The following is a 24,807-nucleotide window of genomic DNA, read 5'->3' as shown; positions in this document are numbered from 1 at the left end:
GATATCAATGATGTTAAGAACCAATGACATAAACGATAAGCCTTGATCATATTACACCTTTCATCAGTATGCCGGTTAAAGTCTTTTAAGAAGGTGTGGGAATGGATAATGGAACAAGTGCGTTAGCTGACAATAATGACGCGCTTTATGAAGCGATGGCTTATAACGCAAAAAAGAGGTTTATTACTGCGGCGCTAGAAGAAGCTGAGCGACTTAAAAGTGGAAATAAATAAGTACTTAGTGTGTCTAGATCGTTAGGCTTACCGCAGCAAGCCTAACGATCAGACCAATACTAAAGAGTATTTGGAAATAAAAACAATTAAAACTGTGGGGTTAATACACTATCTATTGATAGAGTAAATCAGTTTTAATTAACTTTCTCTTGTAGTTTCTCTCCAGCATTTTCGATGCTTTCAGCAGCATCTTCTGTCATGTTGTCGATTTTTTCACCAGCATTTTCAGCAGGGCCGTCTGGTTCACAACCTGACACCGTGATAGCAAATGCAAGTGTGATAATAATGGTAAACATATGTAGTAATTTCATCGTACTCCCTATATTTTTTATTTCATAATGGTAGTGCACTAAAGATACTAACAAAAATTAGGATCTTTGTGACACCTAAGTTTTATTCATTAGCCTTTAGGCTCACGAATTGTATGATTAGCCAAGGTATTTATATCTTTGGTTTACGCCCGGTAATCATAAAAATAATGGCTAAAACAATGCCAACGACGAATAATATCCAAGCTATATTGCTGGCAGTGCCTGCAATACCGCTAAGTCCTAGTACGCCTGCTACTATAGCTATAATCAAGAATATGACAGCCCAATTAAACATATTAGCTTCCTTTTTTAAGTAAACTTTAATGCCCAGCTTTAAGGATCAGTTGCTAGAAACCTTAACCCTTTAGATTAGTTAGTTGTATTTCTTAAACCAGGCCTGAACTTGTCTATCTGCTTCATCTTTTTCAATACCATAACGTTCTTGCAATTTTCCAGATAGTATTTCAGTATTGCCTTCAATAATATCTACGTCTTTATCAGTTAATTCACCCCATTGCTGTTGCGCCTTACCTTTGAGTTGCTTCCATTTGCCTTTTAAAATATCGGTATTCATTTGTTACTCCATTAATAGTTAAACTAACACACAAAATATTGTGCTTTTCGACTTACGGTTTAAACCATAACAAGGCTTGAAATGAAAAACTTTAAAGCAGATTAAAGTTTTCTATCTTTGGCTAAGAAGCTAGTCGGTATGCAGATAGTGAGCTTGGGTGCTCTTTAAAAACAATGATATGTTTTTATTTTTCAGGTAAAAAGAGCGCCAGGCTATTTTTAGGTAGGCATTCTTAATACCTACCATCGACCATAACGATTTATGTCATATATTCCTGATTCTAATGGCCGCTTAGTATTAAGTGATGTGGTGAAATCATGCAAAACGTTCCAGAAATTTGGATTCATGCGTCGAATACCCCATTTATTAATCACGGTATCAAATGCCTCAGGGGTGTCTGCTTGAGATAAGGCAAAAACAAAATCATTTAGCTCTTTGATGCTAATAACAAACATTAGGTTAGGGTAGCTGCCAATTAATTCAGGGAAAATAGCTAAGGTATCTTGCTGATCTTGGTGCCTTAAAGATTCACCTAAAATAAAGGAGACACTACTGTGACGACGGTTTTTTAACATGCTGTAAGACAAAAACTGACCGTCTAGCTGTTCAATTTTAATAAAGCTGATTTCTGGTAACCAGTTGATTGCCTTTAATTGCGAAGCAGGGGTGCTGGCAAGCTTAGAGAGTAACTGGTTTATTTGAGTACCTTGATGTTCGAACGTTTCTTTTTTAAGGCTGGCTGCTTCATGACATTCAGCATCACAGCGGTTAATACTATCTTTTGCTTTGGTTAATGCTGGGTAGTCATTTAGTTGTGACGTAAGTAATTCTGAGTAAGGCTCTTTTGTCTCGTAGTTAATGGCTACCGGCGAATCTATATCTATATCATGATAGGTAAACTCGGTTTTAATATTGGCGAAGGTTGGGTACCATTTTTTATACAGTGGTTCTCGGTAATCAGCAGGCATTAAGCGTAAGAAATTAACTTCTGAACTATTACGAATTAAATCAAAATAGAGCCGAGTTTGTGTTTGATGAGAAGCGTTACCAAACACATTAAAACTGACTACTAATTCATAATAGGTTCTTTCGAGTAAGGGATAATCCATTAGCCACGTGGTTAATGGTAATTCTCCCTTCCATCCCTTTGTAACAGAAGCGTTATCGTGGTGGCGAAACACGGTAAGGAAAGCATTGTCATTGACCTGTTCCCCATTCCATATATGTTCCTTGGTTGCACCTTGTGGAAATATTTTTTGATAGGTGAGTTGACGCTGACCTATGTATTGGTTTCGTTTGGTCTCATATTTCATCCATTGGCTACCAAAATCCAGTAAGGATGTTTTTTCACCTGGCAGCCCTAAGTAAGGATTCATTGCATGTTGGTAATCAGGGTTATTGGTGTAGACCTCATGTTTTGGGTTTTCAAACATAACCCAAAATTGGTCACGGATAACATTGGTTGCTATTTGCCCTCGGCAGACTGGGCCGCGAATAAAGTTGCGTATAAAAAATTCGGCGTTATCTAGTAGAAAACGGTAACGGGCTTTTGCTGGAATAGCCTGATAAGTGATAAAAGGGTTTGACCTTTCTAAATAAGAATAGCCGGGAAGTTTGTCGACTGACCACCCAGGAGTCAGGAATAATTGTTTAAAGTGTTTTAAGCGTTGTTGATCAAACCTATATGGAATATGGGTTTTATGCACAATGGTTTCTTCGATAGCTTTTAAACGATAATAAAAAGCCTGATTTACATCGTCAAACGGCCTTGCTGTATTAACAGGCATAATTTTTTGACCGCTGGGAGTATAAGATCTCACCAGTGAATAAAACTGTATGCCTGCGTTGGGTGAGTTACCGGCAGATTGGTTGACTTGATCGAAATATAAATGGCCTAAGAAAAGGTGTTCATATAAATAGCGTGCTACCAATGCTGTACGTTTATCGTTACTGTTTAACCAAGTTTCCCACTGGACAATCATTGCCTGATGTTCTGGTGAAATATCGATGTTCTTTGTGACGATTTTAGCGCCCTCACTCAGCCAAGTGCTTAAGGTCTGTGCCTCGTTTTCATTTAGACCGGCAACAGCTAGGGGCATTCCTCCATGTGGGTTGTTTTTTGCGTAGTCAGAAAACTCTCCGGGAGCAGGGCAGGTATTCTCTCGTTTTAAGCCAAGTTGAATATTTTTTGGGATCGGCTGATTAGGTGTTAGCGGGTTTTGTAAGGCTAAATCAATCATGTTTTTAAACAAGGGCTGATTATTATTCTCTCCCCCGTGTTGTAGACGTTTTTCTAACACAGAAAAAAAGCCTTTTTCTCGCCATTCTTTTGCACTTTGAGCATCGATTGATAATCGAGTAGGGCTGGCATCATTTAAACGGGTAGCATCGTACACCGATTGCTTTGTTGCTCCACGCTCAAGGCCATCAGGTGACTGCATTTTTAGTTGACAAGGAGCGTCATAACAAGCATGACAAGCAATACATTTCTTTTCAAGAATAGGTTTAATGTCGCTGTGGTAATCGAAGGTTTGATGTTTGCCGATAACCCTTGGGGCCGTTCTATTGTCTTTTTCACAGGCTGCAATAACTAAAACGAGTGAAAAGAAAACCATAAAGTTCAGGTTTTTGTTACGAATGGTGTTTGTATGCATGAGTGAAAAATTACTACATAATGTTGATTACCTTAAAGACCAACAAGTTTACTCGACAATCGCTGACTGAAAATTTAATTATGAAAAAATTATGGACGATATTACTGAAAGGCAGTGTTGCTGTTTTTCCTGCATTGTTAACGTTGTACTTTTTTTATTGGCTGGTGACGACAATAGAAAAAACGGTGAGTCCTTTAATTATGTTCATTATCCCCGAGCAATATTACGTGCCCGGCATCGGTTTGTTAGTCGGTATTTGCTTTTTGTTTTGTGTCGGTTTATTGGTTAACGCTTGGATCTTTAAGTGGGTATTTGGACTTGGTGAGAAACTGTTAGAAAGAATTCCATTGATAAAGTCAGTGTATGGCGCACTTCGCGACTTTATGCACTATTTTTCACCATCAGGCGAGCAAAAAGAGCTTAAAAAAGTGGTGATGGTTAGCATTAATAATATGCAATTAATCGGGTTTATGGTCAGTGAGGCAGGTGAGCTTCCTGGTGTTGATATGCCTGATGATAAAGTGGCCGTCTATCTACCCATGAGCTACCAAATAGGCGGGTTTACTGTGTATATATCAAAAGAGAATATTCAGCTTATCGATATGTCTGTAGAAGATGCTATGCGCCAAGTATTGACAGCCGGCTTGTCTAAAAAGAAAACAGCTCCATAGTTTATAAAAAGCATCAATCAAGTGTGTTTTTATCTAAGGGTGAAGGTTTGCCGCAACTATCATTGTCGGCAAACCTTTTATTGATAACACCTTTATAAGACGATTTTTAATTTACCAATTTAATGCACCACCAGTTTGATATTCGGTCACGCGTGTTTCAAAGAAGTTTTTTTCTTTACGCAAATTAGCTTGCTCATCTAACCATGCTAGGGTGTTTTTTGCGCCTGGAAAGGGCTCTTTTAATGCCAAGGTGCGTGAGCGTCGGTTGGCAATAAAGCGAAACTGCTCAATATGGTCAGCTTTGTTGTAGCCTAAAATGGGCTTCTCTAGCAGGTAGTTGGCATAGTCAAGCTCGGCGGCTTCAGCTTCCTCCCAAAGTGCTTGTACTGCCTGTGGGTCTAACTGGATATTTTCTTCAATTAAAATTTGTTTGATAACGCGCAGACCAAAAGAGCAGTGCATGACTTCATCGCGCATAATATATTGAAGTTGCTCGGCAGTTCCCTTCATTAAACCACGCCGTTGTAAGGCAAAAATGGGGCTAAAGCCGTTATAAAACCAAGTTCCTTCAAAAATGGCAGCAAAAAAGAAATACGCCATGACAAAGTTTTGCAGTTCATCTTTATTCGTTAAATCAATGTCGGGGCGCATAATTGAGCCCAGCCGTTGATTACACAATTGAATTTTATGATGTATTTGCGGCACAACGCGATAGCGGTTGTAAATCTCCGATTGGTCAAGCCCAATGGTTTCTATGCAATGTTGGTAGGTCCATGTGTGCATAGCTTCTTCATACACTTGTCGAGCCTGATAAATTTGTAGCTCGGGCGCACTCATCTTTTCCATCACCGCCAATCCGATATTTCTCATGGCGAGAATGTCCGAGGTGGTCAGGTAAGCTAAAACATTTTCATAAACATGGCGCTCTTCGGGCGTTAGTTTATGTTGATAATCATGAATATCTTGAGTCATATTGACATCTAACGGTGTCCAATGATTTTTATTCGCATTGATAAAGTAATTCCATGCCCAGTGATATTTAAAGGGGGCCAGTTGGTTAATGTCAGCCATGCCATTAATTACCCGTTTATCTTCTGGGTTAATTGGCGAGTTAGCTGGCCGTGAAGACGTAGCAGCTTGCGCTTGGTTGACAGTGGGTTTGTTGCTTGATGTGTTTTCTTTGCTTGAGTTTTTCGCAAATGGATCATTCCAATTTAGCATCATAATTCCTCTTAATTTACATGTTAGGTGATGGCCTACTGGCAGGCATCACAATCAGGGTCTAAGATAGAGCAGACCTGCGGTGCTTGTTCGGACGTCGCGTCGTTATGATTATCATTTTGTTCCATATGGGTCGCCCCTATGGAGCGCAAATAATAGGTACACTTTAGGCCTCTTGCCCAAGCGAGCATGTAGAGACTATCGAGTTTTTGGCCTGATGCTTCAGCCATATAAAGGTTGAGACTTTGTGATTGATCAAGCCATTTTTGTCGCCGCCCAGCCGCTTCAATGAGCCAGCGCGAATCTATTTCAAATGCTGTTGCATAAAGGGCTTTAAGTGCTTCAGGTACACGTTCAATGTGTTGCACAGAACCGTCGTAGTACTTTAAGTCATTAATCATGACCTCATCCCACAGGCCAAGCTCTTTGAGATCAGCCACTAAATGAGTATTGATAACAGTAAACTCACCAGACAGATTAGATTTAACAAACATGTTTTGATAGGTTGGCTCGATAGATTGCGAAACGCCGCAAATATTTGAGATCGTGGCCGTTGGTGCAATCGCCAAACAGTTACTATTTCGCATACCTGTGTTCATTACTTGCTGGCGTAAGCTGTCCCAGTCTAGGGTTTGACTTTGGTCAACTTGTAAATACTGGCCACGCAGCTCAGCCAGCGTTTTTAATGAGTCAATCGGTAAAATGCCTTTGCTCCATAAAGAGCCTTTGAAACTAGGGTAGGAACCCCGTTCAGCGGCTAACTTACAGGAGGCGCTAATGGCGTAATAGCTGATTAACTCCATTGATTTATCAGCAAACTCAACCGCTTGTTCACTGCTGTAGGGTATTTTTAATTGTTGTAAACTGTCTTGAAAGCCCATTATGCCCAGGCCAACTGGGCGATGCTTTAAGTTTGAGTTGCGCGCTTGCGGGACACTGTAATAATTGTAATCAATCACGTTATCGAGCATTCGCATGGCGGTGGTAATTGTTTTTTCTAAATGTACAAGATCCAGTTCGTTACCCTGTAGATGGGCGGGTAGATTGATAGAACCCAAATTGCAAACAGCAATTTCTTGCTCACTGGTATGTAAGGTGATTTCGGTACAAAGATTCGAGCTGTTAACAACACCGACATGCTGATTGGTATAGCGAATGTTACAAGGGTCTTTAAAGGTAATCCAAGGGTGACCGGTTTCAAATAACATGCCCAGCATTTTTCGCCAAAGATCTACTGCTTTGATGGTTTTATGTAATTTTATCTCGCCTTGCTGAGCTTTCTGCTCGCAAAGCTGGTACGCCTTTTTAAAGGCTTCACCAGTTAAGGCATGAAGGTGGGGCACTTCGTCGGGTGAAAAAAGAGTCCAATCATCTTGTTCGATAACGCGTTGCATAAATAGATCAGGGATCCAGTTGGCGGTATTCATATCGTGGGTTCGGCGGCGCTCATCACCGGTGTTTTTTCGAAGCTCTAAAAAGGCTTCAATATCAATATGCCATGTTTCAAGGTAGGCACAAACAGCCCCTTTACGTTTGCCACCTTGATTAACCGCAACCGCGGTGTCATTGGCGACTTTTAAAAAGGGAATCACTCCTTGAGATTGGCCATTGGTTCCTTTGATCTCAGCGCCTAAGGCACGAACTTGCGTCCAATCATTGCCTAGCCCACCGGCATATTTAGAGAGTAAGGCGTTATCTCTGAAAGATGAGTAAATATCGGCCAAATCATCCTTAACGGTGGTGAGGTAGCAGCTGGACAGTTGTGGCCTTGGTGTGCCCGCATTAAATAAGGTTGGTGTCGAACTCATAAAGTCAAAAGATGAGAGTAATTGATAAAACTCAATCGCTCGTTCTTCTCGCTCAACCTCATTAATTGCTAAGCCCATTGCTACGCGCATAAAAAAGGCTTGTGGTAACTCAAAACGGGTGTCTTTTGTGTGAATGAAATAACGGTCGTAGAGTGTTTGTAAACCAAGGTAACTAAAATTAAAATCACGCTCACTTTGTAGCGCCTCGGCTAGCTTATCTAGGTCGAATCTTGATAATTCTTCATCTAATAAGTTTAATGAAACGGCTTTGTTGATATAAGCTTTGAAATACTCAGGATAGTCGGCGAGCATCTCAGCTTGGCTTCGGCTGGTGGTTTGTTGGTGAGTAAAACTTAATGCCTCGGTGCGTAAATTATTAAGCAGCAACCTTGCTGCCAATTGGCTATAGTCGGGGTCTGTGTCAATCAAGCCTCTGGCACCCATAACAATGGCTTGTTGGAAGGCGGACTCGGGCATTTCATCAAAAAGGTTATTTTTAATTTCGTTGATTACTCGTTCGACTGAAATATCATTAAGCCCTTCTGCGCACTCTGATATTAAGTTGCTCAGCGATTCTTCATTAAAGGCCTGAAGTGACTGGTCAACTTGCTGGATGCGAATTTGCCAACTGGATTGTTCAGCTGTTTCTTCGGCAGAGCGTTCAGCGGATCGTTGTTCACGATACAAAACATAGGCACGGGCTACCTTATGTAAGTCGGCGCGCATCAGTGCTAATTCCACTTGGTCTTGTATGCTTTCGATATGAATGGTGTCACTTATCGATAGATGCCTAACAATAGCCTGTTGTACTTGGCTGCTTAGTTGAGTGGCAAGATCGTGAATATGACTAGATTGTTGTGTATGTTCACCTTCTACCGCCAATAAGGCTTTACTGATGGCAATATAAATTTTATTAACATCGAATTGGGTTAGTTGCCCGTTGCGGCGAATAACTTGATAGTTGACAGCTTGCGCAGCTGCTGGATGATCTGTTGTTAAAGCGACAGAAAGATCGTTCATTGTTAAATCCTCAGGTTGATTATTAGGCAAACCTCGAGGCAACAATGGGAAAAAGTGATATCAATACGGGGCTGATACATCACTGATTACAATCCTTAACGCGAGGCTTGGCAAAAAATAGAGGTAATCGGACTGAGTGAATATAAGATTCACAACACCGTTGCGCGACAGTTCTGGATTCTAACCAGATTCCCCTCAAATACTATATATAGTGCTTAAATGTTTCTTGGCTAGCAAGATAATGTAAAATTAATGTATTTACAAGTGCTTGTTATTTTTTATTTTTGAACCCCCGTGCTAATTCAATAAAGGCACTGATATAAGGTGTTTCAATATCTTGGTCACGGCAAGCAGCATGTAACATCCCATGCATGCCCTTAGCGCCCAGTGGTTTTCCAATTAATGACTGTGCTGTTGTTGGCGCATCCAATAACCAGTCGGGTAGGGCAGCCACCCCTTGGCCAACGGCAATTAATTGCATCATCATTGTGGTTAACTCAACCTGACGAACTTGCGCGGGTTCTACATTGGCAGGGTCTAGGTAGTGTCTAAATACATCAAGGCGACTACGCTCAACTGGGTAGGTAATAAGCGTTTGCTCGGCTAAGTCTTCTGCGTTAATGAAGGCTTTATCTTTCAATGGATGCTGATCATTCATCACTAACAAGGCTTGATACGGAAACAGCGTTAAGAATGAAAGACCTGGTTTATCAACTGGGTCGGTACTAATAACTAAGTCAATTTCACCACGACTCAGCGCCGGTAGCGGATTAAAACTCATACCGAGTTTGATATCAATATGGATGTCTGGCCATTGCTTGCGGTATTGCTCTAAGGTTGGTAATAACCATTCAAAACAGGCATGACATTCAATGGTAATAAAAAGCCTTCCTGCTTTGCCATTAGCAATTTGTTTAAGCTCATGCTCGGTGTTTTCAACCAACGGTAATACTCGCTCAGCTAGATCTAATAAGCGTTGCCCCGCATCAGTAAGCCCGAGGGGCTTGTGTTGGCGGAAAAACAGCGTCGTTTCAAAGTGGTTCTCAATTGTTTTTATTTGGTGTGATAAGGCCGATGGTGTCAGATGAAGCTTTTGTGCGGCTTGATTAAGGTTTTTACTGCGGGCAATGGTGTAAATGGCCCTGAGGTGTCGAATTTCTAAGATCATGGTGAATTTATTTCAACTTAATGGTGAAAATTATGAGATTGATTCAATTCTATGCTTGCTGGATACTTCTCGCAACATAAAAATAATGAGGTTAAAGATGATTCGTACACATAATTTAGGTTTTCCACGTATTGGCGCGCAAAGAGAGTTAAAAAAATCATTAGAGTCGTATTGGCAAGGAGAGATAGATTCGCAAGATTTGTTTAATAATGGCCAACAATTAAGAAAGAACAACTGGCAAACTCAAGCTGACTCGGGCTTAGACCTTATACCCGTGGGTGATTTTTCGTGGTATGACCATGTGCTAGATATGAGCGCCTTACTAGGCTGTATACCTGAACGATTTAAGCATGATGGTGGTGCAGTGGATATTGACACGTACTTTCGGATGGCGCGTGGCCGTTCTGTTGATGGTGGTGATGTTAGCGCTTGCGAAATGACTAAATGGTTTGATACGAATTATCACTATATCGTGCCCGAATTTCAGCCCGAGCAGTCGTTTAAGCTATCCACTGAAAAGTTGTTTGATGAGGTAAATGAAGCGCTTCAATTAGGCCATCGTGTTAAACCCGTTATTTTAGGCCCGCTGAGTTTTCTTTGGCTTGGCAAGGCAGAGGGCGAGGAGTTCGATAAGTTAAACGTGCTCGATCAACTGCTGGCAGCTTATGGTGAGATATTAAATCGTTTATCTGATCTGGGTGTCGAATGGGTACAAATTGATGAGCCTATTTTAGTCCTCGATTTGCCTGATCAATGGAAGTTAGCCTTTGAACAGGCCTACCATAAATTACAACGAGGCGATCTAAAGTTATTGGTGGCAAGCTACTTTGGCGAGTTAGCTGACAATTTAAAGCTTGTTTGCGATTTGCCCGTGGCAGGGCTGCACATCGATGCGATTAGAAGCCCCGAACAAGTCCAACAACTGATTGACTGGTTGCCCAGTTATAAGGTGTTGTCAGTCGGTATTATTGATGGCCGAAATGTTTGGAAAAACAATTTGGGCGCGACAGTCAGCGTGACACAAGCTATTCAACAACATTGGGCTGGCGAGTTATGGCTGGCACCTTCTTGCTCTTTACTGCATGTGCCTGTTAATTTGGCGTTTGAAACGTCATTATCGGATGATATTAAATCTTGGTTATCTTTTGCCACAGAAAAACTTACCGAGTTACAGTTGGTAAAAGCCGCGGTGTTAGATAATAACTGTTTATCAAGCGATGAGTTTTCACGTAATAGGGAAGCGATTAGCAATAGAGAAAATTCTTCGCTGGTGCATAATAAAGACGTTCAGCGATGTTTAGAGAATGTGAAAAGCTTAAGCTTAAAGCGAGGCTTAGATTTTAACGAGCGGATTAAACTTCAACAGCAGCATTTGCGCCTACCTAATTTCCCAACGACGACCATTGGCTCGTTTCCACAAACCACCGATATTAGATCAAACAGGCGACGTTACAAACAGGGTGAGCTTTCTCAGGCAGACTACCAATCAGTCATGCAACAAGAGATTGCTGATGTCATTGCCAAGCAAGAAGCGCTAGGCTTGGATGTGTTGGTGCATGGTGAGCCAGAAAGAAACGACATGGTGGAGTATTTTGGCGAACAACTACAGGGTTTTGCCTTTACACAAAACGGTTGGGTGCAATCATATGGCTCGCGTTGTGTTAAACCGCCGATTATTTATGGGGATGTGTCTAGACCTCAAGCAATGACTGTGAATTGGGCTAGCTATGCACAATCGTTAACCGATAAGCCGGTTAAAGGCATGTTGACTGGGCCGGTGACTATTTTGAATTGGTCGTTTGTTAGAGATGATCAAGACCGTGCGACTACATGCCAACAAATAGCCTTAGCAATAAGAGATGAGGTACTGGATCTAGAAAAAGCAGGTATTCGCATTATTCAAATAGATGAAGCGGCTTTAAGAGAAGGCTTACCATTGCGAAAAAAACAATGGTCAGAATACTTAAACAGGGCTATTGAGGCTTTTTGTATTACCACCTCAGGGGTGAAAAATGAGACACAGATTCATACTCACATGTGTTATTCAAACTTTAATGACATTATGAGTTCTGTCAGTGACATGGATGCTGATGTGATTACCATTGAAACCTCACGATCAGACATGAAATTATTAGATGCTTTTGAACAGTTTCAATACCCAAATGAAATTGGTCCTGGAGTGTATGATATCCACTCGCCAAATGTTCCAAAAATTGAGCAGATAGAATATTTAATGCAGCAGGCAGCAAGGCGGATTCCATTGGAGAGACTGTGGGTGAACCCAGATTGTGGCTTAAAAACACGTGCTTGGCCAGAAGTGCAACAAGCGTTACGCAATATGGTCACAGCCGCTAAGCAATTAAGGCAGTCGGTTACAGTGGTTGAGTAAGGGAGCAGTGTTTTCATAGGATTTGTGTGTTACATCACCTAATCGGGTTGTGCCGGAACAAATAGTCATGGTTTGAAAAACATAGGACGTTTAAAATATGAGAAGGTCGGTGCTAGTCTTAATGGTTTAAGGCTGGCATTGATTTTTGTTTTAATACGCCATTGATTAAGTCAAAAATATGAGGGACTGTATGCACGAACGCACGTTAGATCATTTAAAACACAGTCATGATTTCTCGTTGAAAAATGAACGTGGAGAACGGCGCACACAATATGTGTTGATATTGACCGCTATTACCATGGTCGCAGAAATAGTGGCTGGTACTGTGTTTGGCTCAATGGCGTTGTTAGCTGATGGCTGGCATATGGCCACTCACGTAGCAGCCTTTTTAATTACTATATATGCCTATCGTTATGCACGTAGGCATGCAAAAAATAAGGCTTACACGTTTGGTACTGGTAAAGTCGGTGTGCTAGGTGGTTTTGCCAGTGCCGTTGCCTTGGCTGTTGTAGCATTTGTGATGGTGATTGACTCTATTCAACGCTTGATTGATCCTCAAGTGATACAATTTAATGCGGCGATTGGTGTGGCAGTTATTGGCCTTCTGGTAAATTTTATTAGTGCTTTTTTACTTAAAGAAGACCATCATCATGGCGACGCTCATGACCATGGTCATGACCACAATTTAGAAGCGGCTTATATGCATGTTCTCGCCGATGCATTAACATCATTACTCGCTATTGTAGCATTGCTATCTGGCAAGTATTTTGGTCTTAATTGGCTTGATCCAATGATGGGTATAGTAGGGGCAGTAATTATTACTCGCTGGTCTTATGGCTTATTAAAGCAGACGAGCCCTATTTTACTGGATGGCAGTGTTGATGAGAAATATAGGCTTGCCATTAAAGACAGCATTGAAAAAGACGCCGATAACCGTGTTTCAGATATTCATATCTGGAAAGTCAGTGCAAATCATTATGCCGCAATTATTTCTTTGGTCACACATGACCCGAAGCCGACAGAACACTATAAAGATCTATTAGCGGGCTTTCAGCAACTTTCTCATATTACCGTTGAGGTATATGAATGCGCTGATGAGGTTTGCGAAATTTAAACTTTACCGAATACAACGGTTGCTTGATTTTCTGTCCAAGGTTCGTGCTTGACCATTGCCTTTGTAAAAACAGCTTGTTGGTATTGGGCTGTTAACCATCGCTGTAGAGCGGGGTAAGGCGCTTGTAGATACCATTGCCGTTCAACACGAGAGAATTGCCTGATAAAGGGTAAAATCGCATAGTCGACTAAGCTGGGGTTATCGCCCATGATGAACTCATGTCGGTTAAGTCGCTGCTCAAGTTGTTTAACGTATTCTTCACAGTGCCCGCGGTAAGTGTTTTTCTCTTTGTCGTGATATCGAGAGGCCGCTTTATATTTTTTAAGTGAGTCTACGAAGGTGATATCGTTATGTTCAATGAACTTAAGCATATCCTCTAGCATGCTGGCTTGGTGCTTATAAAGTAAGTTACTAGGGTCATTTTTATTTAAGGCCCAAAGCATAATATCGATACTTTGATCGATGACTAAGCCATCATTTAAGACCAGTACGGGAACGGTTGCTTTTGCTGAAACAGATAGCATCTCTTCAGGCTTTTTTTTCATGTTCACTTCACGCAAAGTAACGACTTGTTGAGCCATTAATAAACCCATTCGTGCTCGCATCGCATAAGGGCACTGACGTAATGAATAAAGCGTTGGTAAAGAGGGCATAAAAGAGGTCGTTGTTTTGAATGTAATGGAAATGTCTTGAGTATAAGGGTGATTGTAGCGTCAAGTTGTGAGTGTCACATAGTTTTGATCTAATGAGGTTTAATAAATACCTCAGCATCAGAAAAGACTGCGTTAAACACTGTAAAATGCGGATTCAAGTTTTTTTACATATGCACTTCGGAGATAACCATCAACGCTTTTCTATCTATCCCTCTAGGTATTCGCTACATGATACTCAGTGCTTTTGCATTCAGCATCATGGCATTGTTTGTAAAATTAGTTGGTGATCACGGGATTCCTGTTTTAGAAATAGTTGCTGCGCGCTCGCTCATTTCATTGGTCATCAGTTACCTAGGGCTAAGGCGAGAAGGAATCGCAGTATTGGGTACACGTAAAGGCTTGTTGGCGGCACGCGGCTTAATTGGTTTTGCTGCCCTTATTTGTGTGTTTTATGCAATTACCCATTTGCCCTTAGCCGAAGCAATGGTTTTACAGTATCTGCATCCTATGTTTACTGCGTTATTAGCACTGTTTTTTTTAAAAGAGGCGTTAAGAGTTGGCACGCTGGTATGTATTGTTTTAAGTTTTTTCGGCGTATTGATTATAGTGCAACCGGACGTTCTGTTCTCTTCAACTACGGTTGATTTTGATTTTTTTACGGTGATGATTGCTATCGCCGGTGCGTTTGGCAGTGCCGTTGCCTATACCTTAGTTCGAGCCTTGGGGAAAACAGAGCACCCCTTAGTGATCGTGATGTATTTTCCGTTAATTTCCTTACCGGCTAGTCTGATTTTGCTATGGGGCGACTTTGTCATACCAGTAGGTATTGAATGGTTTTACCTACTAGCCATTGGGGTTGCAACCCAAGTAGGTCAGGTAGGTCTAACGAAAAGTATGCGCACTGAATCTGCCGGCCGTGCTACAAGCTTTGGTTACTTACAAGTTGTTTTTGCGATGTTATTAGGTATGCTTTTTTATCAAGAATATCCAAGTCTAAATACCTTATTGGGGGCGGGTTTGATTATCATAGGCGCATACCTCAATCTCACTTGGAAAGAAAAAGTTAAGGAAATATAAATGGCAAAAGCATGTGCACGACATATATTGGTTAAAACTAAGGAAGAGGCCGAGAGACTGAAAAAACAGTTGGCTGGTGGCGCTGATTTTGCAAATTTAGCTAAAAAGCACTCACAGTGTCCTTCAGCAAAAAAAGGCGGGGATCTTGGTGAGTTTAGCCCAGGTAAGATGCTAAAAGCATTTGATAATGTTGTTTTTAAAAAAGCATTGTTAACTGTTCATGGCCCCGTTAAAACGAAGTTTGGCTATCATCTTATTGAAACCATTTACCGGACTTAATGATCAGAAAACTGTCAGATTATGAAAATATTATTTAGTAAACCTCAGCAGTTGAGCGAGGGAAAAAATGTTGAGCTGGTGGCGCAATTGAGCGGTGTCTTGTCATATAAAAACCTTGATGATATGCATACTCACTTCTTATTAGAGTTGGACAATGAAACTGTAGAGTTTGATTCTATTAAGCAGTTGTTTAGTTTATTTGAGCAATGGAATATTGATCAAAGCCCGCTTGAATCTTTATTGCAGATGGTTAATATGAAATAAAAAAATCGCACTGGCTGATAGTTTTAATAAAAAAAGAGGGTCACTCATGGCAACTCAAAAATTTAAATTAAGTTACCTGCATCCTAAATATTGGCCAGCGTGGTTAGCGGTTGGAGTGAGCCGATGTATGGCTATTCTTCCGAGGTCTTGGCAGTTTAGCTTGTCAAAATGGATTGCGAATAGGCTGGCGAGTAAAGAAAATCGTCGCATTAGCACTATTCGACGAAATATTGACCGCTGTTTTGCTAATGAAACAGATGCTTATCGAGAGGAACTTGTTCGCGCTAATATCAAGTCATCAGCCTTAATGTTATTTGATTTGTTTAATATAATTTGGCGGCCACCCGCTGATATGACCGCTAACATTAAGGTTGTTGGTGAAGAATATCTAGAACAGGCGTTGCGTGCAGACAGACCTCTTTTGTTAGTCATTGGGCACTTTACGCCACTTTTTCACGCCATTAGTAAACTGAGTACCTTGGCCCCCTTTGACGTGATTTATAGGCGTATGAATAATCCAGTAATGGAAGCAAATTTGTATCAAAGGGGTGCTGGGAAATACCCGATAACCTTATTCCATCGTAAAGATATTCGTAAAATGCTAGAAAAATTGGCTGATAACGGGACGGTTTTTATTGCACCAGACCAAGATTTTGGTGTCAGTCGTGGCGCATTCGTCTCTTTTTTTGGTATTCCAACAGCGACGATTACCACTATTCCACAATATGCCCAACAGACGAATGCGCAAGTGATGTTACTTAGCGCATATCGAGATGGTGAAAAAGGTTCTGTAATTGAGTTTGAACCTGTTTTAGAGAATTACCCGACGGGTGATGATGTAGCGGATACGCAGCGCTGGACGGATTGGTTAGAAGAAAAAATACGTTTACATCCGGCAGACTATTTATGGATGCATAAGCGCTTTAAAACTCGGCCTAAGGGCGAACCTGGTTTTTATAAATGAAGATTAGGATTATCATCACTAAAATAACGAGCAGCTATGCAACAAGCTAAACGCCGATTATCGCAACGATTGTTACGTAGAGTTGAGGCGTGGGGTAATACCTTACCTCACCCAACGATGTTGTTTATTTACTTATGTTTTTTAGTGATAGGGGTGTCATGGATAGGCCATTATCTTGGTTTGTCGGCTATACACCCTGTTAACGGTGAACAAATTAGCGTAGTAAACCTGTTTAATGCGGCTGGTTTGCATCAAATACTGGGCAAAATGGTTTCAAATTTTATGACTTTTGCCCCCGTTGGTCCTGTATTAGTCGCAATGCTTGGATTAGGTATCGCCGAACGATCGGGTTTAATTCAAACCGCTTTGCGTTTAATGGTGATGAAGGCGCCGACAAAGTTTTTAACGTTTATTGTTGTGTTGGCGGGGGTGCTATCTAGTATTGCAGTGGACTCTGGTTATGTAGTGATGATACCAATGGCGGGCGTTATATTTTTAGCCGCAGGACGGCACCCATTAGCGGGCATTGCGGCCTGCTTTGCTGGTGTTTCTGGGGGATTTAGTGCGAACTTATTAGTTGGCCCATTCGATGCTATTCTCGGTGGTATAAGCACAGAAGCTGCGCGCTTGATCGACTCGAATTATGACGTAACCGCTACTGCAAACTACTATTTTATCGTTGTTTCTACGCTGCTGATCTCTGTAGTGGCGACGTGGGTAACCGAGCGTTTTATTAGCCCGATGTTAGGCGAATACCGTGGTGCAGAACAAGGTGATTTAAAAACGGTGTTAACAAGCGAAGAACAAAAAGGTTTAAAAGGGGCCTTTGTAGTTGGGCTGGTTATTGTCGTGGGTATTTTATGGGGGCTAATCCCTGATCAAGGGTTGTTAAGAGACCCTGTAACAGGCGGTATTATTAAGTCACCATTTATGTCTGGTCTGATTGCCTTAATTGCTTTAAGTGCCGCTCTTATGGGGATAACATATGGCAAATTGTCTGGCTGTTTTAAAACCCATGTCGATGTGATTAGGAGCATGGAAAAAAGCATGGAAATAATGGCTACTTATATCGTTTTGATGTTTTTTGCAGCCCAATTTGTTAATTATTTTAATTGGACTAATTTGGGGTTAATTCTTGCCATTAATGGTGCTGATGCTCTAAAAAACAGTGGCTTGGGCGCTGTTCCATTAATGTTAGGTTTTATCTTTTTTTGCACATTTGCAAATTTATTTATTGGTAGCGCATCAGCTAAATGGGCCATCATGGCACCTGTTTTTATTCCGATGTTTATGTTGATGGGAGTAGCACCAGAGGTTGTACAGGCGGCTTACCGTGTTGGGGATAGCTCTACTAATATCATTACACCATTGATGCCTTATTTTGCTTTAGTGTTTGCTTTTATGAAACGCTATGATGATAAGGTTGGTGTGGGGACAATCATGACGCTGATGCTACCTTACTCAGTAGCCTTTTTATTAAGTTGGGGGTTATTGTTAAGTCTATGGTTAATGTTGGGTATTCCATTAGGCCCAGGAGCCTCATTGTTTTTAGCCATACCCTAGTGAACAGGGATCGTGGTGCACATTACTATCAGTATCAATAAATATAATAAAGGGGAATAAGAAGTGAATATAGTTGGTCAAAATTTTATCTACGCTGCAGTGATGTTTTTGGCGGGGGTAGGCATTCCTATCATGGGTGCGCTAAGTGGCGGTTTAGGCGCAAGGTTACAAAGCCCAGCGTTAGCAGCGGTTATATTATTTGTAGTTGGTTTTGTGATTGCAGGTGTTTATTTGTTTGTTGTAGAAGGCCTACCTAGTGGATTACCTGATGCATCAATACCAATACAGTATTATTTGGGCGGTGTATTTATTATTTTTTACACATTAGGTATTACCTATATAGGCCCTAAATTTGGCATTGGTAATGCTGTGTGTTTTGTGTTGTTAGGTCAGCTTATTTCAATGACTGTGATTGATCATTTTGGTTTATTAAGCTCACTTCAGTATTCAATTACTATGCAACGTTTTGTAGGCTTGTTATTTATGGCGACAGGCGTTTTTTTGGTAGTAAAGCGTTTTTAATTAAAAGACTTTAATGAGCTGAATTAAACGTCTCAGGAGAGGTTAAGTGGCAGACATGAAAATAGGGTTGGCATTAGGAAGTGGGGCCTCTCGTGGCTGGTCACATATTGGGGTTATTAAAGCGCTGATTAAACAGGGCATAGAACCAGATATCGTTTGTGGAACATCAATAGGTTCACTAGTAGGCGCATCCTATGTATCGGGTCATTTAGATGATCTGGAGCAGTGGGCGCTTTCGTTATCTAAGCTTAATACAGTTAAATTCTTTGAGATTAATCGTTCATTTAATGGGTTTGTTAATAAAGATCGGTTGCATCATTTTCTAAGTCAATATGTTGCTTCAGATAAAGCACTCATTGAAGAATTTGACAAGGACTATGCCAGTGTAGCGACAGACCTTAAGACGGGGAGAGAAATATGGCTGTCTGAAGGGTCAGTGTTAGAGGCTGTGTGGGCTTCTATTTCGTTACCGGGTTTGTTCCCAGCGATACAGCATGACAATAAATGGCTGGTCGATGGAGGCTTAGTGAACCCTGTGCCTGTTTCTACTTGTCGAGCCTTAGGCGCGGATGTAGTGATTGCAGTAAATTTAAATGGAGACATTGTCGGTAAGCATATAGGAAAACAAGAGAAAACCATTAAACCATCCGGAAAAGTGGTCGATAAGCTCACCAATTTAGTCGCTGAATATACCGATTCAATTTTTTCATTTGATAGAAACCAAGAACAGACGCCTAGTTTATTTGAGGCGATTGCTGGCTCAGTTAATATTACCCAAGACCGAATTACCCGAAGCCGTATGGCAGGAGACCCCCCAGATATTATCCTGACGCCTAAGTTATCACAAATGGGTTTGTTGGAGTTTTATAGGGCACAAGAGGCAATAGATGAAGGGATGGACTGTGTCGAGCGGATGATGCAAGAGATACAATGTACTGTGGGTAAATAAAAAAATATTGGTATCTAAAAATAATAATAAGAGGGTAGACAATGGCAGAGGGTTTAAAATTTAATGATGAGGTAAGTCATGCATTAAAAATGGCTTATCAAACGCCGGATATTGTGTCAGCGAGAGGTCAAGTGATTGCCTCACTTAAACTACAAAACGGTTTAAAGGTGCTTGATATTGGCTCTGGTCCTGGCTTATTAGCTAAAGATATCAGCCAGCATATAGGTCCTACAGGGTCAGTGGTTGGTGTTGATATGGCAGACAATATGATTGAGTCGGCTAAACAACTCTGTGCTGATGCTGTGAATGTCACCTTTGAGCAAGGTGATGCAATGTCCTTACCCTTTGCCGACAACAGTTTTGACTCGGTTGTTTCAACGCAGGTCTATGAATATGTTCCTGACTTAAATGCTGCTTTATTAGAGTTCGCAAGGGTACTTCGCCCAGGTGGGCGAGGGGTTATTGTTGATACAGATTGGGCGTTCCCGTACTGGAACGCAGCGGATGTTGATTGTCGTGACCGTATTATTCATGCATGGAAGCAGCATTGTGCGCAAGAGTCTGTTCCTATGCGTTTGGCTGGTGCCATTAAATCAGCAAGCCTGCAATTAAGTAAGGTGGAAGCGTTGCCAATTATGAACATTGAATATAATGATAAAAATTTTAGTTATTGGTTATCTAAAATTATTGCCTCGTTTGCAATTGACCGTAATGGTGTGACTAATAAGGACTCTGAGGCTTGGTTAGCAGGAATTGAGTCACTTGAGAAAAAAGGGGAATACTTTTTTTGTATTAATCGTTATCTTTTTGAAGTGACAAAATGATTTTTTGTAATGGTATGTTTTGCACAGAAAATTAACGTGCTTGCGCTTATTTATGTAATAGGTTTATCAAGCGAAAACAATAGCTCATTTCTAATGATTAAACGAGTTAGTACGAGGAGGTTGGCATTGGCTACTTCTATTCGATAGATTAAAAGAGGTGGTTTTTTAATGCCTATGCTATTTAAAAAGAACGCCCACTTCAGTGGGCGTTCTTTACACTGAAACTACCAAAGTTCAGTAAGTGCTAATCAGTGATGGCCTGAATATAGTGCCTTGTTATATATCAATATCCATACCATAACCAGACGCTTCTACACCATGACCAAAAATGTCACCAGCATAATGCTCTTGAGTTTCTGGTTTAACATAATCACCCCAACCCAGTTCCATCAACCAACCAGAAGGAGTAGCTGAATAGAAGGTATACAGTTGATCATTAGCATGTTTACCTAACTGCATAGCAACATCAATACCTTGGTCGCGAATAATATCGTGAGATTGGCCAAAATCGTCTAAGTGACTGTATTGGATATGAAGGTGGTTTAGCCGCTCAACCATGCCATGGAAACCAAAAGCAATGGAATGTTGACGGCTGTTACAGTGCATAAAGCAAGGCTCAGCAAAGTTACCATCGGGCATTGGAATTCTATACTCTACCGAGCCAACTAAGCCTAATAATTTATAAAAGTTATACGTTTCTTCATCGTTATCTGAACGCACAAGAACGTGACCTAACCCTTGGTCGCCAGCAATAAAGTTGCCAAATAATGGGCGTCCCGGGTGAAAGGGTTTCATAACATCTACTTGAGGGCTGTAATAAATTTCATTCGCTGTGCCTGATGGATCTTTAAGTTTTATCAGCGCCAATACATGACGTTCACGCGCTTCTTCAGGCGTTCCAACTTGAAAATCAACGCCAGCATCTGTTAGTTGTTTTTGCATGGCTTTGAATTCTTCTTGCCCAGCGACACGCCAGCCCATATAAGCTAAATCATCACAATCAGCTGTTTCATGAACAGTAATACGATGATGCTGAAGGTCCATTCTTAGATGAAAGCGGTCATCTTGACCACTTTCAACAATTTGAAGACCAATGCATTCTGTCGCGTATTTCCGCCAAGCAGCAGCGTCAGTGACATTAAGACCTAAGTAACCTAGTTCTATTACCTTTACCATTTTCTCTCCTCGTTAAGCTTAAAGATGTTTATAAAAATACGTTTAAACTTTTGTTCATAAAGATGTTTTGATCCAAAATAATTTTACGTTTGGCCAGTTTTAATTGCCCATCAACGCGACGTAAAATATCAGTACGATGACCAACCATTAGGTGTTCTTCATCTTCATTCATATTGCGGTTGACCGTTGTTAATGAATACACTTTGTACTCATCTGGATTCTTTGTATGTTCAACCTCGATATTGCTGATAACATGAGAAGAGCGTGTGGCTGGGTCTTCAGACCAACACGTTCCGGTATCATTTCGTAGAACTCGCCTTTTTAAGTTATGCATATCATCATTGTAATAAGCCATACCCTTCACGGTTGGTTCTACATGGTTTTTACGATAGCGCTGATAACGATAAGGCATCCAGTAGTGAATATCGTCGGTTAGGATACCCAACCAAGCATGAAATTCTTCGGTATCTAGTAAACGAGCTTCTTTATACAAAAACTGCTCAACCTCAAAAGTAAGCTCCATAGAGGCCGGTACTGGTGCTGCTACTGCTGCTGTTTTTTCTGATAAATTTGTCATCGACCTAGCTCCTATTTAGTTGTTTTTTGTATGACGGGGTCTGTAACGTGTTGGTACGTCATTCCATGAATCAGCATTCATCAAGTCAGCCCAGCGGGTATAGAAATGTCGTTGATTGGCGTCGTTAAACTGGCCTTTGTAAATGATGCCCGGTAGCTCTTCGTGCTCAATTTCTCGGGTAATACCGCAGCCATAATGAAGTTTTTCTTGGCGAGTTAAATAACCCTTATTGACCTGTGTATTGCCTTCCCAGTTTTCCCCATCGTCCATCTCAAGAACACCGGCTGGGTTAAAGGTCATCATGCAAGCATTATTAATTTCTTGTTTGATCTCTTCGGGCATGTTTTTATTAACAATGGTGAAAACACGTAGTTCTAACTTTTTAGGCCCTCTAGGTAACCAAACACGAAATGTTTGAATGCCAGGTAAAAATGAAATATTGGGAAATAATGAAACGGAGGCTAATGAACCAAATATATTGGAGCGAAGCTCACCATATTTCTCTTTAATTTTAGGTTTAATGATGTCTCTGACATAATTAAGCCACTTTTCAGACCCACCAATCACTACATCTGCGTAGCCATCGGTTCCAAACTCCCAACCATGCCCATTAATACTTGCGTGATAAGAGTTTTCAGTTACTGCTGGGCCAAAGCCTTCACCTTTATTCATGGCTTTAAGGCCAGAGTCATGGTTCCAAAGCGCATGGTAAGCATCACCAACAAAGTTTTCTACGCCAAATTTCCAGTTAGCGTTGACATACGATTTGATGCCGCCATCAATGAATTCAGTTTCTCCATCGTTGTCAAACATCATATCTAAGTACCAACGAAAATCACCGAGCCACTCATCCAACGAAGGTGCGTCTTGGTCAAATGTCGCAAATATTAAGCCCTTATAGGTTTCAACACGCGCTTGTTTTGGGCTCCATTTTTCTTTATCAATATCGCCTTCATCATAAACATGCTCGTTCGCTAAAGCGCCTAGCTTGCCGTCAATACCAAAACTCCAGCCATGGTAATTACATATAAAAGAGCGAGCATTGCCTTCGTCTGCAAAACAGAATTTGTTTCCACGGTGTGGGCATGAGTTTAAAAAAACTCTGACGTTACCATCTTTTTGTCGCGCCCCAATAACACCATCTTCGCCCATATAAGTGGTATAGAAATCATTAGCATTGGGAATCATTGAGTCATGAGCGATGAATTGCCATGATTTAGCAAAAATTTGTTTTAATTCTTGCTCATAAATTTCTTCTTCCCAAAAAATACGTCGATCGACCCATCCTTCGTCATTATCAATAAATTGATGGTAGTCGGTATTATTAGTCATAAAGTAGGTTCTCCTAAGTGACGAGTTATAAAATACAGTTGCTTTCAAGTAATATTTGTTTTTACTGTGGCGCAAATTCTAATGTTTAATGCCTATAACTACTCTGATGTAGATCAGGAAAATAAAAAGAAGGAAACCCTACTAAAGCAAGTTCTACTATTAAGTATTTACACAATAAAACTTGTTGAAAAAGCAGGATGAGAAGGGCCTGAAAGCCTTTGAATAATTGATGCTAACCATTGAGACCGATAATAAATTTAAAATTTGAGCTAGACTTTCTTTATCGACAAGGGGGTTTTTTTAAGGTCAAATGATCACTGATACGACCATGAGGGCAGTGTTTACACTGATATAAATTATGCGTTTTATAATCACCTTAACAACAGTCTGCTTACTTTATATTCCAAGCACTTGTGTGGCGGAAATATTTAAATATAAGGATAAAGATGGGCATTGGCAGTTTTCTGATTCGCCTATCAATGAGGATGGGGCTACCGAGGTTCGCGCATATAAAAATTCAACCGCCTCTGTCGAGAGGTCAAATGATTTTATAACGCTGCTAAATAGTAAATACCCATTTACTAATCCTGTTCAGCAAGCAACGAAGGCTGTTGTTACTGTTAAAAGTAAACTTGGTTCTGGATCTGGCTTTTTTGTAACCGAGGATTGTTATTTAGTGACGAATAAGCATGTGGTTCGCCCCGCTAAAGGTAAGCAATGGGATGCGACGCAGGCAAAGATCAAAAAAAATAGTTTAATATTTAATAGTAATAAAATACGGCTTAATCAACAAAAAGAGCGGCTCTTTATTAATAAGCAAAAACTCGATGATTTTCGAATATATATAGACGGTTTGAGATCAGAAAAAGAAAAACAAATCGCGTTACGCGAGTACGCGCTTTATGAGCAGCAATATCAGCAAGACCTGCAACAACTGAATGAAACGCAGAGGCGCCTGAGCTTGGATGAGGACATCTTTAATCGACAAAAATCTGACTTTAACTTCTCTAGCGCGGTGTCAAATGTTGCTCAGTCATTTGATATTGTTTTAAAAGATAATACTAAAGCAAGAGCCAAGCTAATTAAGGTGGCGTCGACAGATGACTTGGCTTTGCTGAAAGTAAATGCCTGTAAAGCGCCTTACTTAGAAATGGCACCTGGCTCAGTCGTACAGGGTACAACCGTTCATGCAATTGGAAGCCCCTTGGGGTTACGTGATCAGTTAACAGATGGGACGGTAACGCAGGTGTTGCAAAACCGAATAGTCACTGACGCACAGATTTTACCGGGTAACAGTGGTGGGCCATTGATAACCGATGATGGTCATGTGGTGGCAGTTAATACCATCAAAGTAGCAAAAGGGTCTGCGTTAAAGACTGGGTTTGGCGTTTCGATTCCAATTGCTAAGGTTAGGAAAAATTTTGCTGAGTATTTAAATAATTAAATAAAAGGTATTTATTAAGA

24 protein-coding genes and 1 riboswitch are annotated in these 24,807 nt (G+C 40.8%); of the genes, 13 read left to right on the top strand and 11 right to left on the bottom strand.

What is annotated here, in order from left to right; genetic code table 11:
* Positions 1–101 precede the first annotated feature (101 nt).
* Positions 102–233, top strand: coding sequence for a hypothetical protein (locus tag CPC19_RS12005; RefSeq protein WP_256382246.1), 132 nt, complete (start codon positions 102–104; stop codon positions 231–233).
* Positions 234–367: 134 nt separating this feature from the next.
* On the opposite strand, the gene CPC19_RS11895 is transcribed toward CPC19_RS12005, so the two are convergent.
* The 4 genes from CPC19_RS11895 to CPC19_RS08170 all read right to left on the bottom strand — a co-directional run bounded on the left by CPC19_RS11895 (position 368) and on the right by CPC19_RS08170 (position 3,772).
* The gene (locus tag CPC19_RS11895) at positions 368–544 is read right to left on the bottom strand and encodes a hypothetical protein (protein ID WP_015005723.1); all 177 of its coding nucleotides are present in this window, start codon (positions 542–544) and stop codon (positions 368–370) included.
* A gap of 130 nt (positions 545–674) precedes the next feature.
* The gene (locus tag CPC19_RS08180) at positions 675–839 is read right to left on the bottom strand and encodes a DUF1328 domain-containing protein (protein WP_016389497.1); all 165 of its coding nucleotides are present in this window, start codon (positions 837–839) and stop codon (positions 675–677) included.
* 78 nt (positions 840–917) lie between these two features.
* A complete protein-coding gene (locus CPC19_RS08175) occupies positions 918–1,118 on the bottom strand; it encodes a CsbD family protein (protein WP_015005725.1) in 201 nt (66 codons plus the stop codon).
* Positions 1,119–1,357: 239 nt separating this feature from the next.
* Complete coding sequence (locus CPC19_RS08170) at positions 1,358–3,772, bottom strand: fatty acid cis/trans isomerase (RefSeq protein ID WP_016389496.1); 2,415 nt, start codon at positions 3,770–3,772, stop codon at positions 1,358–1,360.
* A 2-nt stretch (positions 3,773–3,774) separates the two neighbouring features.
* Here CPC19_RS08170 and CPC19_RS08165 point away from each other — a divergent pair, with 2 nt between their 5' ends.
* Entirely contained in the window at positions 3,775–4,443 is a 669-nt protein-coding gene (locus CPC19_RS08165; RefSeq protein WP_232228571.1) for a DUF502 domain-containing protein, read from the top strand.
* Between the two features lie 111 nt (positions 4,444–4,554).
* Here the strand turns inward: CPC19_RS08165 and CPC19_RS08160 are convergent, their stop codons facing one another.
* The 3 genes from CPC19_RS08160 to CPC19_RS08150 form a co-directional block, all read right to left on the bottom strand.
* Positions 4,555–5,664, bottom strand: coding sequence for a ribonucleotide-diphosphate reductase subunit beta (locus tag CPC19_RS08160; protein ID WP_015005728.1), 1,110 nt, complete (start codon positions 5,662–5,664; stop codon positions 4,555–4,557).
* A gap of 35 nt (positions 5,665–5,699) precedes the next feature.
* A complete protein-coding gene (locus CPC19_RS08155; protein ID WP_015005729.1) occupies positions 5,700–8,492 on the bottom strand; it encodes a ribonucleoside-diphosphate reductase subunit alpha in 2,793 nt (930 codons plus the stop codon).
* 100 nt (positions 8,493–8,592) lie between these two features.
* Positions 8,593–8,732: riboswitch (cobalamin riboswitch) on the bottom strand.
* Positions 8,733–8,763: 31 nt separating this feature from the next.
* Positions 8,764–9,660 carry a LysR family transcriptional regulator gene (locus CPC19_RS08150; protein ID WP_015005730.1) on the bottom strand — a complete coding sequence of 299 codons (897 nt, stop codon included), beginning with the start codon at positions 9,658–9,660 and terminating at the stop codon, positions 8,764–8,766.
* Between the two features lie 97 nt (positions 9,661–9,757).
* Between CPC19_RS08150 and metE the strand changes: the two genes are divergently transcribed.
* Positions 9,758–12,049 (top strand): 5-methyltetrahydropteroyltriglutamate--homocysteine S-methyltransferase, encoded by a 2,292-nt coding sequence (metE, locus tag CPC19_RS08145; protein ID WP_035850403.1) that lies wholly within the window; start codon positions 9,758–9,760, stop codon positions 12,047–12,049.
* 190 nt (positions 12,050–12,239) lie between these two features.
* Positions 12,240–13,163: a CDF family Co(II)/Ni(II) efflux transporter DmeF gene (dmeF, locus tag CPC19_RS08140; RefSeq protein WP_096910749.1), complete on the top strand. Its 924-nt coding sequence runs from the start codon at positions 12,240–12,242 to the stop codon at positions 13,161–13,163.
* Here dmeF and CPC19_RS08135 read toward each other — a convergent pair.
* Positions 13,160–13,816, bottom strand: a complete 657-nt coding sequence (locus CPC19_RS08135; RefSeq protein WP_016389488.1) for a glutathione S-transferase — start codon at positions 13,814–13,816, stop codon at positions 13,160–13,162. The two genes, dmeF and CPC19_RS08135, sit on opposite strands and share 4 nt — an antisense overlap.
* Before the next feature lie 258 nt (positions 13,817–14,074).
* Between CPC19_RS08135 and CPC19_RS08130 the strand changes: the two genes are divergently transcribed.
* The 8 genes from CPC19_RS08130 (at position 14,075) to CPC19_RS08095 (ending at position 20,258) form a co-directional block, all read left to right on the top strand.
* Positions 14,075–14,893: a DMT family transporter gene (locus tag CPC19_RS08130; RefSeq protein WP_240183329.1), complete on the top strand. Its 819-nt coding sequence runs from the start codon at positions 14,075–14,077 to the stop codon at positions 14,891–14,893.
* Complete coding sequence (locus tag CPC19_RS08125; protein ID WP_016389483.1) at positions 14,894–15,172, top strand: peptidylprolyl isomerase; 279 nt, start codon at positions 14,894–14,896, stop codon at positions 15,170–15,172. It abuts the gene before it with no gap.
* Positions 15,173–15,193: 21 nt separating this feature from the next.
* A complete protein-coding gene (locus CPC19_RS08120; RefSeq protein ID WP_016389481.1) occupies positions 15,194–15,436 on the top strand; it encodes a hypothetical protein in 243 nt (80 codons plus the stop codon).
* Positions 15,437–15,482: 46 nt separating this feature from the next.
* Entirely contained in the window at positions 15,483–16,400 is a 918-nt protein-coding gene (locus CPC19_RS08115; protein ID WP_015005737.1) for a lysophospholipid acyltransferase family protein, read from the top strand.
* A 36-nt stretch (positions 16,401–16,436) separates the two neighbouring features.
* Complete coding sequence (locus CPC19_RS08110) at positions 16,437–17,963, top strand: AbgT family transporter (protein WP_016389478.1); 1,527 nt, start codon at positions 16,437–16,439, stop codon at positions 17,961–17,963.
* Between the two features lie 63 nt (positions 17,964–18,026).
* Positions 18,027–18,485, top strand: coding sequence for a DMT family transporter (locus tag CPC19_RS08105; protein WP_016389476.1), 459 nt, complete (start codon positions 18,027–18,029; stop codon positions 18,483–18,485).
* Between the two features lie 46 nt (positions 18,486–18,531).
* Positions 18,532–19,434: a patatin-like phospholipase RssA gene (gene rssA / locus CPC19_RS08100; protein ID WP_020162062.1), complete on the top strand. Its 903-nt coding sequence runs from the start codon at positions 18,532–18,534 to the stop codon at positions 19,432–19,434.
* A 41-nt stretch (positions 19,435–19,475) separates the two neighbouring features.
* Positions 19,476–20,258, top strand: a complete 783-nt coding sequence (locus CPC19_RS08095; RefSeq protein ID WP_016389472.1) for a methyltransferase domain-containing protein — start codon at positions 19,476–19,478, stop codon at positions 20,256–20,258.
* Positions 20,259–20,534: 276 nt separating this feature from the next.
* Here the strand turns inward: CPC19_RS08095 and CPC19_RS08090 are convergent, their stop codons facing one another.
* The 3 genes from CPC19_RS08090 to CPC19_RS08080 are packed head-to-tail and all read right to left on the bottom strand — an operon-like array spanning position 20,535 to position 23,343.
* Positions 20,535–21,434 (bottom strand): VOC family protein, encoded by a 900-nt coding sequence (locus CPC19_RS08090; protein WP_016389471.1) that lies wholly within the window; start codon positions 21,432–21,434, stop codon positions 20,535–20,537.
* 28 nt (positions 21,435–21,462) lie between these two features.
* Complete coding sequence (locus CPC19_RS08085) at positions 21,463–22,011, bottom strand: 3-phenylpropionate/cinnamic acid dioxygenase subunit beta (RefSeq protein WP_016389470.1); 549 nt, start codon at positions 22,009–22,011, stop codon at positions 21,463–21,465.
* Between the two features lie 15 nt (positions 22,012–22,026).
* Positions 22,027–23,343 carry an aromatic ring-hydroxylating dioxygenase subunit alpha gene (locus tag CPC19_RS08080; RefSeq protein ID WP_015005744.1) on the bottom strand — a complete coding sequence of 439 codons (1,317 nt, stop codon included), beginning with the start codon at positions 23,341–23,343 and terminating at the stop codon, positions 22,027–22,029.
* A 358-nt stretch (positions 23,344–23,701) separates the two neighbouring features.
* Between CPC19_RS08080 and CPC19_RS08075 the strand changes: the two genes are divergently transcribed.
* On the top strand, positions 23,702–24,787 hold the full coding sequence (locus CPC19_RS08075) for a S1C family serine protease (RefSeq protein WP_016389468.1): 1,086 nt from the start codon (positions 23,702–23,704) through the stop codon (positions 24,785–24,787).
* Positions 24,788–24,807 lie beyond the last annotated feature (20 nt).

The sequence above is a fragment of the Cycloclasticus sp. PY97N genome, assembly GCF_002443175.1.
Taxonomy (GTDB): Bacteria; Pseudomonadota; Gammaproteobacteria; order Methylococcales; family Cycloclasticaceae; genus Cycloclasticus; species Cycloclasticus pugetii.
Note: the sequence above shows the minus strand (reverse complement) of the source record. Positions and strands in the feature narration are given on the sequence as shown.

Excerpts from the sequence above, each read along its gene's own strand:
- CPC19_RS12005 (WP_256382246.1), top strand. The coding sequence starts at position 102 with ATGGATAATGGAACAAGTGCGTTAGCTGACAATAATGACGCGCTTTAT.
- CPC19_RS11895 (WP_015005723.1), bottom strand. The coding sequence starts at position 544 with ATGAAATTACTACATATGTTTACCATTATTATCACACTTGCATTTGCT.
- CPC19_RS08180 (WP_016389497.1), bottom strand. The coding sequence starts at position 839 with ATGTTTAATTGGGCTGTCATATTCTTGATTATAGCTATAGTAGCAGGC.
- CPC19_RS08175 (WP_015005725.1), bottom strand. The coding sequence starts at position 1,118 with ATGAATACCGATATTTTAAAAGGCAAATGGAAGCAACTCAAAGGTAAG.
- CPC19_RS08170 (WP_016389496.1), bottom strand. The coding sequence starts at position 3,772 with ATGCATACAAACACCATTCGTAACAAAAACCTGAACTTTATGGTTTTC.
- CPC19_RS08160 (WP_015005728.1), bottom strand. The coding sequence starts at position 5,664 with ATGCTAAATTGGAATGATCCATTTGCGAAAAACTCAAGCAAAGAAAAC.
- CPC19_RS08155 (WP_015005729.1), bottom strand. The coding sequence starts at position 8,492 with ATGAACGATCTTTCTGTCGCTTTAACAACAGATCATCCAGCAGCTGCG.
- CPC19_RS08150 (WP_015005730.1), bottom strand. The coding sequence starts at position 9,660 with ATGATCTTAGAAATTCGACACCTCAGGGCCATTTACACCATTGCCCGC.
- metE (WP_035850403.1), top strand. The coding sequence starts at position 9,758 with ATGATTCGTACACATAATTTAGGTTTTCCACGTATTGGCGCGCAAAGA.
- dmeF (WP_096910749.1), top strand. The coding sequence starts at position 12,240 with ATGCACGAACGCACGTTAGATCATTTAAAACACAGTCATGATTTCTCG.
- CPC19_RS08135 (WP_016389488.1), bottom strand. The coding sequence starts at position 13,816 with ATGCCCTCTTTACCAACGCTTTATTCATTACGTCAGTGCCCTTATGCG.
- CPC19_RS08130 (WP_240183329.1), top strand. The coding sequence starts at position 14,075 with ATGGCATTGTTTGTAAAATTAGTTGGTGATCACGGGATTCCTGTTTTA.
- CPC19_RS08125 (WP_016389483.1), top strand. The coding sequence starts at position 14,894 with ATGGCAAAAGCATGTGCACGACATATATTGGTTAAAACTAAGGAAGAG.
- CPC19_RS08120 (WP_016389481.1), top strand. The coding sequence starts at position 15,194 with ATGAAAATATTATTTAGTAAACCTCAGCAGTTGAGCGAGGGAAAAAAT.
- CPC19_RS08115 (WP_015005737.1), top strand. The coding sequence starts at position 15,483 with ATGGCAACTCAAAAATTTAAATTAAGTTACCTGCATCCTAAATATTGG.
- CPC19_RS08110 (WP_016389478.1), top strand. The coding sequence starts at position 16,437 with ATGCAACAAGCTAAACGCCGATTATCGCAACGATTGTTACGTAGAGTT.
- CPC19_RS08095 (WP_016389472.1), top strand. The coding sequence starts at position 19,476 with ATGGCAGAGGGTTTAAAATTTAATGATGAGGTAAGTCATGCATTAAAA.
- CPC19_RS08090 (WP_016389471.1), bottom strand. The coding sequence starts at position 21,434 with ATGGTAAAGGTAATAGAACTAGGTTACTTAGGTCTTAATGTCACTGAC.
- CPC19_RS08085 (WP_016389470.1), bottom strand. The coding sequence starts at position 22,011 with ATGACAAATTTATCAGAAAAAACAGCAGCAGTAGCAGCACCAGTACCG.
- CPC19_RS08080 (WP_015005744.1), bottom strand. The coding sequence starts at position 23,343 with ATGACTAATAATACCGACTACCATCAATTTATTGATAATGACGAAGGA.
- CPC19_RS08075 (WP_016389468.1), top strand. The coding sequence starts at position 23,702 with ATGCGTTTTATAATCACCTTAACAACAGTCTGCTTACTTTATATTCCA.